The organism is Enterobacter sp. QK-SA4, assembly GCF_056856775.1.
The window spans coordinates 311219-324106 of sequence record NZ_JBXFXH010000007.1 but is presented as its reverse complement, the minus strand read 5'-3'; the positions used below and the strand labels follow the sequence as shown (position 1 = coordinate 324106).

The following is a 12888-nucleotide window of genomic DNA, read 5'->3' as shown; positions in this document are numbered from 1 at the left end:
TCCTGCTGAGGGTGTGTGCTGATTGTGCAAGCCAGTATTGAACTGGGATATGCTTCACATTACAAAATGCTGCCAAAGTCGCAAGCGAAATTAATCGATGATTGCCCGGCAATCAGAAAAAGCGCTAATCATCGAAATAACACTACTAAGTATCAGGGATAATTTAAAGATGAGTGAAATCATTTCCGCGGCGGTTTTATTGATCCTGATTATGGATCCACTGGGAAACCTGCCTATCTTCATGTCGGTGCTGAAGCACACCGAGCCGAAGCGCCGCCGGGCGATCATGATCCGCGAGCTGCTCATCGCTCTGCTGGTGATGTTTATCTTCCTGTTTGCCGGTGAGAAAATTCTCGCGTTCCTGAACCTGCGCGCCGAAACCGTTTCGATTTCCGGCGGGATTATTCTGTTCCTGATTGCCATTAAGATGATTTTCCCGAGCGCGGAAGGCAGCAGCAGCGGCCTGCCCGCGGGTGAAGAGCCGTTTATCGTGCCGCTGGCGATTCCACTCGTCGCCGGGCCAACGATTCTGGCCACGCTGATGCTGCTGTCGCATCAGTATCCGAACCAGATGAGCCATCTGGTGATTGCCCTGCTGATCGCCTGGGGCGGGACGTTTATCATCCTGCTGCAGTCGTCGCTGTTCCTGCGCCTGCTGGGTGAGAAAGGAGTGAACGCGCTGGAACGCCTGATGGGGCTGATTCTGGTGATGATGGCAACGCAGATGTTCCTGGACGGGATCCGCGCGTGGATGAAGGGATGACTTTCTCCCTCTCCCTGTGGGAGAGGGGCGGGGTGAGGGCATCAGGCCGCAGAGGACTACCCATCTACCCCTTACGAATCAAATACCGGTACGGCAGCGCTTCGGTCTGCTGTGCCACCAGTTCATGCTCCATAAAGGTACAAAAGCCGGGAATATCGCGGGTCGTGGCCGGGTCGTCGGCAATAATCAGCAGCGTTTCACCGGTCTGCATGTTGCGCACGGTTTTGCGTACCATCATTACCGGCTCCGGGCAGCGAAGGCCCTGGGCATCAAGAGTGTGGTCTGGGCTGGAAAACAGGTCGGTCATGGTCTTCTCGGTCTGGTAAAAACGGCTGTAGTTTACGCCCGGTTGCGATCAATGCAAACCAGGTTAACGATTGCGCAAAAACTAACCATTGCAATGTCCTGACAAAGCAGTATCATGCTGCGGTTTTTATTGGGTTCCCTCACCCCAACGTATAAAAAGGTCACAATATGACGTCGTTTTCTGAATCACAGCGCGTAAAAGCGTTGTTCTGGCTTTCGCTTTTCCATTTGCTGGTGATCACCTCCAGCAACTATCTGGTGCAGCTCCCGATCTCCATCTTTGGTTTTCACACCACCTGGGGCGCATTCAGCTTCCCGTTTATTTTCCTCGCGACGGATTTGACCGTGCGTATCTTTGGCGCACCGCTGGCTCGCCGTATTATTTTTTCGGTCATGCTCCCGGCGCTCTTCATCTCGTACGTGATTTCCTCTCTGTTTTATATGGGAAGCTGGCAGGGCTTTGAGGCGTTAACCCACTTCAATCTGTTTGTTGCCCGTATCGCCGCGGCAAGCTTTATGGCCTACGCGCTGGGGCAGATCCTCGACGTGCATGTGTTTAACCGCCTGCGTCAGAATCATCGCTGGTGGATGGCGCCAACCGCCTCCACGCTGTTCGGTAACGTGAGCGATACGCTGGCCTTCTTCTTCATCGCCTTCTGGCGCAGCCCGGATGCGTTCATGGCTGAACACTGGATGGAAATCGCGCTGGTGGACTACTGCTTCAAGGTCCTCATCAGCATTGTGTTCTTCCTGCCGATGTACGGCGTGCTGCTCAATATGCTGCTGAAAAGGCTGGCAGATAAATCTGAAATCACGGCATTGCAGGCTGGTTAAGGGTTCGCTTTATCAGTTGTGATAAGATGAGCGAATGAGCCGTTATGGCCGTTTATCGAAAGGAAGAAGTCAATGCGCAATCTGGTTAAATATGTCGGGATTGGCCTGCTGGTTGTGGGTCTTGCAGCCTGTGATAACAGCGACACGAAAACGCCTGCTCAGGGCGCATCCGCAGAGAGCAACGCGACCGGCCAGCCGGTGAATCTGATGGATGGCAAACTCAGCTTCTCTCTGCCAGCCGATATGACCGATCAGAGCGGCAAGCTGGGGACCCAGGCGAACAACATGCACGTTTACTCCGACGCAACCGGGCAGAAAGCGGTCATTGTGATTGTGGGCGACGACACCAGCGAAGATCTGGCCGTCCTGTCCAAACGTCTGGAAGATCAGCAGCGCGGCCGCGATCCGCAGCTGCAGGTCGTGACCAATAAATCCATCGAGCTGAAAGGCCACACGCTGCAACAGCTCGACAGCATCATCTCTGCAAAAGGCCAGACCGCATACTCTTCTGTGGTGCTGGGCAAGGTTGATAACAAACTGCTGACCCTGCAGATCACCCTGCCAGCCGAAGATCAGCAGAAAGCGCAGACGGCTGCTGAAAACATTATTAACACCATCGTGATCCAGTAACGCTTCACGATGATGACGTGGCCTCCGGTGCCTGCACCGGGGGCCATTTTTTTAGCCGCCACGTCAGCAGGAGCGCAATCACCACCAGGCCCGCCGCGGCAAGATAGATCACCGGCACGCCTGCCCAGGACATCACCAGCCCCGCCAGCGGGCCGGTAATCCCTAAAGACATATCCATAAACACCGTATAGGTCGCCAGCGCTGCCCCCTGGTTCTGCTGCGGCACGGCTTTTACCGCCACCACGCCCAGCGCCGGGAAGACCAGGGAAAAGCCAGCCCCCGCGAGGAACACGCCCACTTTCGCGACCCAGGGCACCATCGCTATTCCGGTCAGCAGCAGCCCGACAATCTCTATCGCAAAGCAGATCATCGCCACGTTCAGCCCGCCAAGACGGTTGATGCCGTTAGGGAAAAGCAGGCGGGCGCCAACAAACGCACAGCTAAACAGGGTTAACGCAAAGGCTGCGCCGTCCCAGCCTTTGGCGTCGTAGAACAGGGTAATGAAGGTCGCGATTACGCCGAAGCCGGTGGTCGCCAGCGCCAGCGCCATGCCGTACGGCCAGACGCGCCCCAGCACCGCCCGAAATGGCAGCGGCTTGCCTTTGCTGGCCTTCACTTTCGGGCGCGGCAGCGCAAAGAGGATTGCCAGCAGCGCGACCGCCATAATGGTGATAGCCAGCCCATGCAGCCCGCCCAACGCATAGCAGGCCACGCCGAGCGGCGCCCCGAGCGCCATCGCACCGTAGGTGACAATCCCGTTCCAGGAGATCACCCGGCCAATGTGGGGCGCGCCTACCACCCCCACGCCCCACAGCGTTGAGCCGGTTCCCGCCAGACTTTGCCCAATGCCCAGAATGACGCGGCCCAGGCAGAGCAGCGCCAGGCTGACCAGCGGCCAGTGGCCGGTTGCGGCAGCCAGCAGGTAGCTCAGGCCACTGAGAAAACAGCCGCACAGTCCCACCACCACGATGCTTTTTGGACCGAACGTATCCGCGTAGCGCCCGGCATGCGGGCGGCTGAGGAGCGTGGCGAAATATTGCAGGCTAATCACCAGCCCCGCCCAGAAGGCGCTGAAGCCCATCACGTCATGGACATAGCCCGGCAGGACCGCCAGCGGCAGGCCAATGGTCAGATAGCTGGCAAAGTTGAAAATCACAACGGAAACGATGCGCAGATTGAGGCGCAGTCCGCTCAGTGCCGTTTCAGCGGCAGGTTCGGGCATGGGGTTCTACCTGGATTTTTTACAACAGTGTTTCACTATTACCACGGCGCAATAAGAAAATCAGCCCCGACTTTCAGATTAACGGTGCCAGACGAAGCGAAGCCCGGGCACTACACTTATCGGGTCATCATATTAAGGAACACGCATGATCGCTAACCCGTCCGACAAAGCAGGACTCCACATCTTATTAAAACTCGCCTGTCTGGTGGTTATCCTTGCGGGTATCCATGCTGCCGCTGACATTATTGTTCAGCTCCTGCTGGCGCTCTTTTTTGCCATCGTGCTTAATCCTCTGGTCACCTGGTTTTTACGCCGGGGCGTCAGCCGTCCGGTAGCCATCACCATCGTGGTTATTGTCATGCTGATTGGCCTGACGGCGCTCTTCGGCGTGCTGGCGGCATCGCTGAGCGAATTCTCCACCATGCTGCCGCAGTACAACAAAGAGCTGACGCGTAAAATTGTCGCGCTGCAGGAGATGGTGCCCTTCCTTAATCTGCATATCTCACCCGAACGGATGCTGCGCAGGATGGACTCCGAGAAGGTCATGACCTACGCCACCACCTTGATGACGGGGCTTTCCGGCGCGATGGCCAGCATTCTGCTGCTGGTCATGACCGTTGTGTTTATGCTGTTCGAAGTCCGCCACGTCCCCTATAAGCTGCGCTTTGCGCTGAACAATCCGCAAATTCACATTGCCGGCTTACACCGGGCCCTGAAGGGCGTCTCCAAATATCTGGCGCTGAAAACGCTCCTGAGCGTATGGACCGGGGTGATTGTCTGGCTGGGGCTGATGCTGATGGACGTGCAGTTCGCGCTGATGTGGGGCGTGCTGGCCTTTCTGCTGAACTACGTGCCCAATATTGGCGCGGTGCTTTCCGCCGTGCCGCCGATGATTCAGGCGTTTCTGTTTAACGGCTTCTACGAATGCATGCTGGTCGGCGCGCTGTTCCTCGTGGTGCATATGGTGCTGGGCAATATTCTTGAGCCGCGCATGATGGGGCACCGGCTGGGCATGTCGACGCTGGTGGTCTTTTTATCCTTACTGATTTGGGGATGGCTGCTGGGCCCGGTCGGTATGCTGCTGTCGGTCCCCCTTACCAGCGTATGTAAAATCTGGATGGAAACCACCAAAGGCGGCAGCAAGCTGGCGATCCTGCTCGGCCCGGGGAGGCCGAAAAGCCGATTACCCGGGTAACGGACCCGCCTGTACAGGTAGGTTTAAACCGTCAGTAATACACCATGAATTACCGCGCCCCTAATCCGTCGCGGTATTTTTATTTGCGTTAAGGCGATATTCATTCCGGTTTTAATTACGCCGCGCGCATTACGTTCAAACGCAATTCATGATTTAACGCAAATTATAAAAAATGAAATCCTTATTTATTTTCCATGCTATTATTCCCGCCTTCGCTTCAACGTAATGTAACCATTAATATTGATTAAAAATTACACCTGGCGATAACAAAAAGCCGGATGAGTATTATTTGTAAAAACCACTGCCTTTAATTGTTATTATTGATATGGAGTTGTTGATGAAAAAGATCGTTAAATGGTGTGCTGCTGCCGTATTCGTTGGCGCGCTGGCAGGCTGCGCGCGTACCGCGCCAATCGCTCAGGTTCACTCAATTGTAAGCGCGGGCCATACTGCCGATCAGGTAAAAACGGCAATTTTGAAAGCAGGCCAAAAACGCGACTGGATCATGACGGAAACCGGCCCGGGAATGATTAAGGGGCGTCTGCAGTCACGCGATCATTCGGTCCAGGTGAGTATTCCGTACACGGCCACAAGCTATTCAATCAACTATGAAAACAGCCTTAACCTGAAAGCGGCAGACGGTAAAATCCACAAAAATTATAACCGCTGGGTGAATAACCTCGACCACGACATTCAGCTGAACCTCTCCGCTGGCGCCGCGCTGTAATTTTTTTCTAAAGTCGGGCCGCGTATGGCCCGATAACCTCTCTTTATTGCCCTCAAAGGTTACGCAGGAATGTACGAAAAGGACACACTCAGCGCACTGGATGCCATTACCGAAGCGCAACGCATCGCCTTTGCCCCGATGTTATTCCAGACTGCGCTTTGTCTGCGTAACTCAGGCGTTCTCGCCTGGCTCGATAAACAAGGAAAAGAGGGGGCAAGCCTCGAGGAAATAACCGAACACAGCACGCTCGGCAGCTATGGCGTCAGCGTACTGCTGGATATGGGATTAAGCGGTCGAATCGTTACCCAACAGAATGGACGTTATTTCCTGGCAAAAGTGGGCCATTTTTTACTGCACGACGAAATGACCCGCGTAAATATGGATTTCACCCAGGACGTTTGTTATCAGGGGCTATTTCACCTGGCGGACGCCCTGCAGGAGGAAAAACCGGCCGGATTAGCCGTGTTTGGCAACTGGCCAACCATCTACCCGGCGTTATCCCAATTACCAGCTCCGGCGAAAGAGAGCTGGTTCGCCTTCGATCATTACTATTCTGACGCCGCTTTTGACGCTGCTTTGCCATATATATTCGCAAGCTCGCCGACAAAATTGTACGATGTGGGCGGAAATACGGGTAAATGGTCGTTACGCTGCTGCCGCTATGACGAAAATGTTGCCGTGACGATCCTCGATCTGCCGCAGCAGATAGCGCTGGCGCAGGAAAACATCGCAAAAGCAGGTTTTTCTCATCGTATTGCATTCCATGCTGTCGATATGCTTAGCCCAGCAAAATTGCCGGGTGACGCCGACGTCTGGTGGATGAGCCAGTTCCTGGATTGTTTCTCTCCGGATCAGATTGTCGCCATGCTGGCGCGCGTCGCACAGGCCATGAAGCCAGGCGCACGTTTGTGCATCATGGAGCTTTTCTGGGATGCTCAGAAATTTGAAGCAGCCTCTTTCAGCCTGAATGCCACCTCGCTCTATTTCACCTGTATGGCGAATGGCAATAGCCGGTTTTACAGCGTAGAGAAGTTTTATCGCTACCTGGAGAGCGCAGGTTTCAGCGTTGAACAGCGGCTGGACAACCTTGGGGTCGGTCATACCCTGCTGATATGCACCAAACGTGAACAATAGAGCAGCTTAGCTGCCCGGGTGGCCCAGCCTGCCCTTTGAATACGGTTTTTTTGTCGCGGACGCGCGTAGATGAAATTTTCACTGAACATTATCGACTGGCAGGCGAGAGCGCCAGGACTCAGCGATGCCACAGAGTGGCAGGCGTGGTCACGCCTGCAGCTGACCGTCGATCCAGCGGCCCCGCTTCCCCGCCTGACCGCTTTACCCATGATGACCGCGCGCCGCCTCAACTCAGGCAGTAAGCTGGCGGTGGATATTGGTCTTGCCATGCTGCAAAACCACGCCATTGATGCCGTCGTCTATTCCAGCCGCCACGGCGAGCTGGAGCGCAACGACCGTATTCTGCATGCCCTGGCGACCGGGCAGTCCGTTTCACCCACCGACTTCGCAATGTCCGTGCACAATTCCGCGGTGGGCAATCTTACGATCACCGCACGCCAGGCCATCGTCTCGTCATCCATTTCTGCCGGGCTGGACACCTTCCAGCAGGCCTTATGTGAAGTGCTGAGCCTGCTGCAGGCGGGCTATTCCCGCGTCCTGCTGGTCGATTTTGACGGCGCGCTGCCGGAATTTTACCATCCGGCGCTACCGCCGCAGATGCCCACCTGGCCCTACGCGCTGGCGCTGGTGATTGAATCCGGCAACGGATTGCAGTGTGAAACCCGTAGCGGCTGCACGGGTGAAGAACCCGCCCTGCCGCAAAGCCTGATGTTCCTGCAGCGCTATCTCAGCGAGGAACGTCAGTTCGTGGTGCCCGGCGAACGTTTGCTGTGGCAATGGACGCGCGCATGAACCGCCTGGCTGCCCGAATTAACTGGCTATGGCGCCTGGCGATGACCGGCTTCTGCTTCGCGCTGTTTGGCGTGGGCGGGCTGCTGCTGTCGCTGGTCTGGTTCAACCTGCTGCTCATCGTCCAGCGCGACCGCGCCAGCCGTCGTCGCCTGGCGCGTCGCAGCATTGCGGCCAGCTTCCGCTTCTTCCTGACCGTAGCGCGCGGCCTCGGCGTACTGGACTATCGCATTCACAATCTTGACGCGCTGCGCAGCGATCGGGGTTGTCTGGTGGTGGCTAACCACCCCACGTTAATAGACTACGTGATTCTGGCGTCGGTGATGCCCGAAACCGACTGCCTGGTGAAAAGCGCGCTGCTGCGCAATCCCTTTGTCAGCGGCGTCATCCGCGCGGCGGATTACCTGATTAACAGCGAAGCCGAGCCCCTGCTCGCGGCCAGCCAGCAGCGTCTGGCTCAGGGCGACACGCTGTTAATCTTCCCGGAAGGCACGCGTACCCGGTTTGGCGAGGCTATCTCCCTCCAGCGCGGCGCGGCAAATATCGCCGTACGCTGTAACAGCGATCTGCGGGTGGTGCTGATCCACTGTAGCGAACACCTGCTGGATAAAAAAAGCCGCTGGTATGATGTACCGCCAGAAAAACCTGTTTTCACCGTGGATGTCCGCGACCGCGTGAACATCGACGAATTTTACGATGCAAATGAACAAGAACCGGCGCTGGCGGCAAGGCAGTTAAACCGGCATCTGCAGCATCGATTAACATCAGGCCTTCAATCTTTGTCAGGAATTAATGATGCAAGCGCTTTATCTTGAAATTAAGAATCTCATAATCACCACGCTGAATCTGGACGAGCTTACCGCAGAGGATATTGATACCGATGCCGCGCTGTTTGGCGATGGGCTGGGTCTGGACTCCATTGACGCGCTGGAACTGGGTCTGGCGGTAAAAAACCAGTATGGCGTGGTGCTTTCTGCTGAAAGCGAAGAGATGCGCCAGCACTTCTTTTCCGTCGCCACGCTGGCGTCCTTTATCAACGCTCAACGCGCCTGAGATGTGAACGATGACTGAACAAGAAACCATTTATCAGGAAGTCTGCGGCCTGCTGACCAGGCTCTTTGAAATCGACCCGCAGGACATTACGCCCGAAGCCCGTCTTTACGAAGACCTGGAGCTGGACAGCATTGACGCGGTGGACATGATTGTTCATCTGCAGAAGAAAACGGGCAAGAAAATCAAGCCGGAAACCTTCAAGTCGGTTCGTACCGTTCAGGATGTGGTAGACGCCGTCGAACAGCTTCTGCGCGAAGAGTAAAACACCGTGCGTGGTGGACGGACGTTGCCGGTTATCCCCCTTCTGACGGGGCTGATGCTGCTGGCGTGGCCCTTCCTGATTGGATTTGGGCTGACGCACAACAGCCTGCAGTGGCTGTTGCCGGTGATGGCGCTGGTATTGCTGCTGCGGCTGCGCCAGGCGCGGCGGAACGCTGGCCCGATGCGGTATGTGGTGCAGTGCGTGGCGCTCGCGGGCATCGCGCTCTGCGCGGCAAGCTACCTGCTGAAAACCCACCAGTGGCTGCTGTTCTACCCCGTGGTCGTCAACCTTGTGATGCTGGCCGTGTTCGGGGGTTCGCTGTGGACCGCGATGCCGCTGGTCGAACGGCTGGCGCGCCTGCGCGAGCCAAACCTGCCCCCGGAGGGCGTGCGCTATACCCGCAAGGTGACCCTCGTCTGGTGCGGCTTTTTCATCGGAAACGGCGCGATGGCGCTGTTCACCGTGCTCCACGGCGACATACATCTGTGGACGCTGTGGAACGGTATGGTGGCTTATATCCTGATGGGGACGCTGATGGCGACAGAGTGGCTGGTGCGCCAGCGGGTGATTAAAAAAGAGATGCACAATGACTAACCCCCTTCCGCTGGGCCAGTGGTTAAATGCGCCCCGCCCTGACGATACGCCCGTTGCCTGGCTTGACGATCGTACCTGGACGCTTGGCCAGCTGCGCCACGACGTGACCCTGCTGGTCGACACCCTGCGTCAGCAGGATGGCGAGCGCTGGGCGCTGTGCTTTGAAAACAGCTACCTGTTTATCGTTGCGCTGCTGGCCTCGCTGCATGCCGGTAAAACGCCGGTCATCCCCGGCCATAGCCGCGTCTCGCAGCTTGAAGAACAGCAGTCGTTGTTTAGCGGCGTTCTGAGCGATCGGACTCTCGGTTTCCATGGCAAGCTGATTGTGGTGGCCTCCAGCCATCAGACGGCTAGCCGCTGGGCGCCCCTGCCGGCCATTGGCGAAAGCCGCTTCGTTGAGCTGTTCACCTCCGGCTCCACGGGTACCCCGCGCCGGGTGATTAAGCACATCGTCAGCCTGGATCGCGAAGCCCGTCTGCTGGCTGACCGCTTCGGCGAACGTCTGACCGGCTGTAGCGTTGTCGCCTCGGTCGTACCGCAACACCTGTACGGCCTGACATTCCGCATCGTATTGCCGATGGCGCTGGGGCTGCCGCTGCATGCCGCGATGCTCTACTACGCTGAACAGCTGGCCGCCCTTCCTCATGACAGACATTACCTGTTCATCAGCAGCCCGGCGTTCCTGAAGCGCCTGGATACGGAACTGCCCGCGCCGCCCGTCAGAATGCTGATTTCAGCAGGGGGCATGCTGCCCTGGTGTGACGTTTCCACCACCGCGGGCTGGCTTAACATCTGCCCGGATGAAATTTATGGCAGCACCGAAACCGGGATCCTCGCCTGGCGCCATCGCCAACAGGATAACGTCCCGTGGCTTGCCTTCCCCGGCGTTATCTTCCATCAGGAAGATGACGCCTGTCGCGTCACGTCGCCACTGATCCACGAGGCTGAAGGACTCCAGCTGGACGATATCCTGCACTTCGACAGCGAGGGGCTGTTCAGCATCGCCGGTCGTCGCGGGCGGGTGGTCAAAATTGAAGAAAAGCGCATCTCGCTTAACGAGATCGAACGTCGCCTGCTGGAGCTCGACGGCATTTGCGAAGCGGCGGCGCTGCCGGTCACGCGCGGAGGCCGTCAGGGGATTGGCGCCCTGCTGGTGCTGGACGAAGCGGTTCGCCAGCGCGGGTATATGCAGGATAAAAAAGCGCAGGAGTTCGCCTGGCGTCGCGCCCTGCTGCCGTGGCTTGAGCCGGTCGCCGTTCCGCGCTACTGGCGCATTGTCGATGAAATGCCGGTAAACAGTATGAACAAGCGTGTCTATGCGCAGTTAGAGGAGTTATTTCATGAAAATTCCTGAAATTGAGCGCCGCCAGACACAGCCGGAGAAGCTGGAAATCATTTTGCATCTCGACGCGGCGCTGTTCTGGTTTCAGGGCCATTTTGCCGTACAGCCGCTGCTGCCCGGCGTTGCGCAGCTTGACTGGGTGATGCACTACGCCACAACGTTACTGGCGCCGGGCTACCGCTTTCACAGCATTCAAAACGTGAAGTTCCAGGCGCCTCTGCTTCCGGAAACTACGGTGACGCTGGTGCTTGAGTGGCATGCCGAACGTCAGATGCTGACCTTCAGCTACCAGCGTCACGCCGGGGCGGAGCGCCATACCGCCAGCAGCGGGAAAATTCGGCTATGTCAGTAACCTTTCGCCCCTGCGTGCTGATCCCGTGCTACAACCACGGCGCCATGATCGCCCGCGTGCTGTCGCGTCTCGCGCCGTTCGGCCTGCCGTGCCTGGTGGTGGATGACGGCAGCGAAGCGATCACCCGTCAGGAGCTCGAACGCCTTGCGGCAGAACAGCCGCAGATGACGCTGGTCCGTCTGGCACAAAACGCCGGGAAAGGTGCCGCGGTCATCAGGGGACTGGAGGAGTGCGCACGCGCGGGCTATACCCACGCCGTGCAGGTGGACGCGGACGGTCAACACGCCATCGAAGATATCCCCAAACTGCTGGCGCTGGCGGAGCGCCACCCGGATGCGCTGATTTCCGGCCAGCCCATTTACGATGATTCCATTCCACGCTCGCGGCTCTACGGACGCTGGGTAACCCACGTCTGGGTGTGGATTGAAACCTTATCCCTGCAGCTTAAAGACAGCATGTGCGGCTTTCGGGTCTACCCGGTCTCGCCCACGCTGCGGCTGGCAGCGCGTGAAACGCTCGGCAAACGGATGGACTTTGACACCGAAGTGATGGTCCGTCTCTACTGGCAGGGCAACACCAGCGTCTTTCTGCCCACCCGCGTCACCTATCCGCAGGACGGGTTGTCCCACTTCGACGCGTTAAAAGATAACGTGCGGATCTCCCTGATGCATACCCGGCTGTTCTTCGGCATGCTGCCCCGCATGCCCGGCCTGCTTTTCCGTCGACGCCGCCAGCACTGGGCGCAGCAGGACGAGATCAAGGGCCTGTGGGGCATGCGCCTGATGCTGCGCGTCTGGAAGCTGATGGGGCGCCGGGCCTTTACCGTGCTGCTGTGGCCGGTAATCGGCGTGTACTGGCTTATCGCGCGTCCGGCGCGCCAGGCCTCGCGGCAATGGATTGAGAGAGTGAAGCAAGAGCTGCGTCAGCGGAACATGCCCGTTCCCCCGCGGCTCAACAGCTTTTTCCATTTCATGCGCTTCGGCAACGCAATGCTGGATAAAGTCGCCAGCTGGCGCGGTGAGCTGAAGTTTGATCGCGACGTGGTCTTTGCCCCCGGCGCGAGCGAAACGCTTAACGTCGCGGCGCCGCAGGGCAAGCTGCTGCTGGCCTCGCATCTTGGCGACGTTGAGGCCTGCCGGGCGCTGGCCCAGCTGGACGGCAGCAAAACTATCACCGCCCTGGTCTTCAGCGAAAACGCCCAGCGCTTTAAGCAAATCATGAGCGAAATGGCGCCCCAGGCGGGCGTGAATTTGATGTCGGTTACCGATATCGGCCCGGACACCGCGATTGCCATCAAAGAGAAGCTTGAGCGGGGAGAATGGGTCGCGATTGTGGGCGACCGCATCGCGGTGAATCCGCAGCGTGGCGGCGAGTGGCGCGTGATCTGGAGTCCGTTCATGGGCCAGCCAGCGCCGTTCCCCCAGGGGCCGTTTATCCTGGCCTCCATCCTGCGCTGCCCGGTGGTGCTGATTTTTGCCCTGCGCCAGCAGGGTAAGCTCGTCCTGCACAGCGAACCGTTTGCCGACCCGCTGCGCCTGCCGCGCGGTGAACGCCAGCAGGCGCTGCAGGAGACCGTCGATCGCTACGCGCAGCGGCTGGAGCATTACGCCCTCATGTCGCCGCTCGACTGGTTTAATTTTTTCGATTTCTGGCATCTGCCAGAGTCCAGAGAGAAGGAGTAAAGG

The 12888-nt window shown here is 57.8% G+C and carries 16 protein-coding genes; 14 read left to right on the top strand and 2 right to left on the bottom strand.

The window, feature by feature from the left end:
• The first annotated feature begins 169 nt into the window (after window positions 1-169).
• The gene (yhgN, locus tag AC1VYI_RS03020) at window positions 170-763 is read left to right on the top strand and encodes an NAAT family transporter YhgN (protein ID WP_003861574.1); all 594 of its coding nucleotides are present in this window, start codon (window positions 170-172) and stop codon (window positions 761-763) included.
• 64 nt (window positions 764-827) lie between these two features.
• Here yhgN and tusA read toward each other — a convergent pair whose 3' ends face one another.
• On the bottom strand, window positions 828-1070 hold the full coding sequence (gene tusA / locus AC1VYI_RS03015; protein WP_008503071.1) for a sulfurtransferase TusA: 243 nt from the start codon (window positions 1068-1070) through the stop codon (window positions 828-830).
• 167 nt (window positions 1071-1237) lie between these two features.
• Between tusA and AC1VYI_RS03010 the strand changes: the two genes are divergently transcribed.
• On the top strand, window positions 1238-1903 hold the full coding sequence (locus tag AC1VYI_RS03010) for a 7-cyano-7-deazaguanine/7-aminomethyl-7-deazaguanine transporter (protein ID WP_032648297.1): 666 nt from the start codon (window positions 1238-1240) through the stop codon (window positions 1901-1903).
• Between the two features lie 72 nt (window positions 1904-1975).
• The gene (locus AC1VYI_RS03005) at window positions 1976-2533 is read left to right on the top strand and encodes a DcrB family lipoprotein (protein WP_023309515.1); all 558 of its coding nucleotides are present in this window, start codon (window positions 1976-1978) and stop codon (window positions 2531-2533) included.
• Window positions 2534-2537: 4 nt separating this feature from the next.
• Here the strand turns inward: AC1VYI_RS03005 and AC1VYI_RS03000 are convergent, their stop codons facing one another.
• The gene (locus AC1VYI_RS03000) at window positions 2538-3755 is read right to left on the bottom strand and encodes an MFS transporter (RefSeq protein WP_134867061.1); all 1218 of its coding nucleotides are present in this window, start codon (window positions 3753-3755) and stop codon (window positions 2538-2540) included.
• 145 nt (window positions 3756-3900) lie between these two features.
• On the opposite strand from AC1VYI_RS03000, the gene AC1VYI_RS02995 reads away from it, so the two are divergent.
• From AC1VYI_RS02995 to AC1VYI_RS02945, 11 genes are all read left to right on the top strand, one after another.
• The gene (locus AC1VYI_RS02995; protein ID WP_023309517.1) at window positions 3901-4950 is read left to right on the top strand and encodes an AI-2E family transporter; all 1050 of its coding nucleotides are present in this window, start codon (window positions 3901-3903) and stop codon (window positions 4948-4950) included.
• A gap of 337 nt (window positions 4951-5287) precedes the next feature.
• The gene (locus AC1VYI_RS02990) at window positions 5288-5677 is read left to right on the top strand and encodes a lipoprotein (protein WP_023309518.1); all 390 of its coding nucleotides are present in this window, start codon (window positions 5288-5290) and stop codon (window positions 5675-5677) included.
• Between the two features lie 69 nt (window positions 5678-5746).
• The gene (locus tag AC1VYI_RS02985) at window positions 5747-6811 is read left to right on the top strand and encodes a methyltransferase (protein ID WP_134867060.1); all 1065 of its coding nucleotides are present in this window, start codon (window positions 5747-5749) and stop codon (window positions 6809-6811) included.
• A 69-nt stretch (window positions 6812-6880) separates the two neighbouring features.
• Window positions 6881-7603, top strand: coding sequence for a beta-ketoacyl synthase chain length factor (locus AC1VYI_RS02980; RefSeq protein ID WP_134867059.1), 723 nt, complete (start codon window positions 6881-6883; stop codon window positions 7601-7603).
• The gene (locus tag AC1VYI_RS02975; RefSeq protein WP_032662215.1) at window positions 7600-8415 is read left to right on the top strand and encodes a lysophospholipid acyltransferase family protein; all 816 of its coding nucleotides are present in this window, start codon (window positions 7600-7602) and stop codon (window positions 8413-8415) included. The genes AC1VYI_RS02980 and AC1VYI_RS02975 overlap by 4 nt, the downstream gene beginning before the upstream one ends.
• Window positions 8396-8653 (top strand): phosphopantetheine-binding protein, encoded by a 258-nt coding sequence (locus AC1VYI_RS02970; protein ID WP_008503081.1) that lies wholly within the window; start codon window positions 8396-8398, stop codon window positions 8651-8653. The genes AC1VYI_RS02975 and AC1VYI_RS02970 overlap by 20 nt, the downstream gene beginning before the upstream one ends.
• A gap of 10 nt (window positions 8654-8663) precedes the next feature.
• Window positions 8664-8915, top strand: a complete 252-nt coding sequence (locus AC1VYI_RS02965; RefSeq protein WP_008503082.1) for an acyl carrier protein — start codon at window positions 8664-8666, stop codon at window positions 8913-8915.
• A 6-nt stretch (window positions 8916-8921) separates the two neighbouring features.
• Window positions 8922-9509, top strand: a complete 588-nt coding sequence (locus AC1VYI_RS02960) for a COG4648 family protein (RefSeq protein WP_045355944.1) — start codon at window positions 8922-8924, stop codon at window positions 9507-9509.
• A complete protein-coding gene (locus AC1VYI_RS02955) occupies window positions 9502-10863 on the top strand; it encodes a class I adenylate-forming enzyme family protein (protein WP_134867058.1) in 1362 nt (453 codons plus the stop codon). Before AC1VYI_RS02960 ends, AC1VYI_RS02955 begins: the two co-directional genes overlap by 8 nt.
• Complete coding sequence (locus AC1VYI_RS02950) at window positions 10850-11203, top strand: ApeI family dehydratase (protein ID WP_023309524.1); 354 nt, start codon at window positions 10850-10852, stop codon at window positions 11201-11203. Before AC1VYI_RS02955 ends, AC1VYI_RS02950 begins: the two co-directional genes overlap by 14 nt.
• Complete coding sequence (locus AC1VYI_RS02945; protein WP_134867057.1) at window positions 11194-12885, top strand: glycosyltransferase family 2 protein; 1692 nt, start codon at window positions 11194-11196, stop codon at window positions 12883-12885. Before AC1VYI_RS02950 ends, AC1VYI_RS02945 begins: the two co-directional genes overlap by 10 nt.
• Window positions 12886-12888 lie beyond the last annotated feature (3 nt).

Excerpts from the sequence above, each read along its gene's own strand:
- yhgN (WP_003861574.1), top strand. The coding sequence starts at position 170 with ATGAGTGAAATCATTTCCGCGGCGGTTTTATTGATCCTGATTATGGAT.
- AC1VYI_RS02995 (WP_023309517.1), top strand. The coding sequence starts at position 3,901 with ATGATCGCTAACCCGTCCGACAAAGCAGGACTCCACATCTTATTAAAA.
- AC1VYI_RS02980 (WP_134867059.1), top strand. The coding sequence starts at position 6,881 with ATGAAATTTTCACTGAACATTATCGACTGGCAGGCGAGAGCGCCAGGA.
- AC1VYI_RS02950 (WP_023309524.1), top strand. The coding sequence starts at position 10,850 with ATGAAAATTCCTGAAATTGAGCGCCGCCAGACACAGCCGGAGAAGCTG.
- AC1VYI_RS03005 (WP_023309515.1), top strand. The coding sequence starts at position 1,976 with ATGCGCAATCTGGTTAAATATGTCGGGATTGGCCTGCTGGTTGTGGGT.
- AC1VYI_RS03000 (WP_134867061.1), bottom strand. The coding sequence starts at position 3,755 with ATGCCCGAACCTGCCGCTGAAACGGCACTGAGCGGACTGCGCCTCAAT.
- AC1VYI_RS02955 (WP_134867058.1), top strand. The coding sequence starts at position 9,502 with ATGACTAACCCCCTTCCGCTGGGCCAGTGGTTAAATGCGCCCCGCCCT.
- AC1VYI_RS02965 (WP_008503082.1), top strand. The coding sequence starts at position 8,664 with ATGACTGAACAAGAAACCATTTATCAGGAAGTCTGCGGCCTGCTGACC.
- AC1VYI_RS02985 (WP_134867060.1), top strand. The coding sequence starts at position 5,747 with ATGTACGAAAAGGACACACTCAGCGCACTGGATGCCATTACCGAAGCG.
- AC1VYI_RS02970 (WP_008503081.1), top strand. The coding sequence starts at position 8,396 with ATGCAAGCGCTTTATCTTGAAATTAAGAATCTCATAATCACCACGCTG.
- AC1VYI_RS02990 (WP_023309518.1), top strand. The coding sequence starts at position 5,288 with ATGAAAAAGATCGTTAAATGGTGTGCTGCTGCCGTATTCGTTGGCGCG.
- tusA (WP_008503071.1), bottom strand. The coding sequence starts at position 1,070 with ATGACCGACCTGTTTTCCAGCCCAGACCACACTCTTGATGCCCAGGGC.
- AC1VYI_RS02975 (WP_032662215.1), top strand. The coding sequence starts at position 7,600 with ATGAACCGCCTGGCTGCCCGAATTAACTGGCTATGGCGCCTGGCGATG.
- AC1VYI_RS03010 (WP_032648297.1), top strand. The coding sequence starts at position 1,238 with ATGACGTCGTTTTCTGAATCACAGCGCGTAAAAGCGTTGTTCTGGCTT.
- AC1VYI_RS02945 (WP_134867057.1), top strand. The coding sequence starts at position 11,194 with ATGTCAGTAACCTTTCGCCCCTGCGTGCTGATCCCGTGCTACAACCAC.